At 57.9% G+C, this 571-nt stretch carries 1 pseudogene; it reads left to right on the top strand.

The features are described 5' to 3' along the window. Positions 1-571, top strand: a pseudogene (locus FDX22_RS21100) (glycogen debranching enzyme); the annotation flags it as partial.

The raw sequence follows: 571 nt of genomic DNA on the forward strand, positions 1-571 counted from the left end.
GGGAGGATGATGCCCCGCCGCGCACGCCGTGGGGCAATACCGTGATTTACGAAGCGCATGTCAAAGGGCTGACGTATTTGCATCCTGACCTGCCGGAAGAGATTCGCGGAACCTACAAAGCGCTGGGTCATCCGGTGATGATCGATTACTTCAAGCGTCTCGGTATTACCGCGCTGGAGCTGCTGCCGGTGGCGCATTTTGCCAGCGAACCGCGACTTCAGCGGCTGGGCCTGTCGAACTACTGGGGCTACAACCCGGTGGCCATGTTCGCGCTGCATCCGGCCTATGCCTGCTCGCCAGAGAGTGCGCTGGATGAGTTTCGTGATGCGGTGAAAGCGCTGCACAAAGNGGGCCGGTCTTCTCCCTGCGCGGAATTGATAACCGTAGCTATTATTGGATCAGGGATGATGGCGATTACTACAACTGGACCGGCTGCGGGAACACCCTCAACCTGAGCCATCCTGGCGTTGTGGAATACGCATGTGAATGCCTGCGTTATTGGGTGGAAACCTGCCACGTGGACGGCTTTCGTTTTGATTTAGCATCCGTCATGGGGCGTACGCCTGCGTTT

This window comes from Citrobacter sp. TBCS-14 (genome assembly GCF_005280805.1).
GTDB lineage: Bacteria > Pseudomonadota > Gammaproteobacteria > Enterobacterales > Enterobacteriaceae > Citrobacter > Citrobacter gillenii.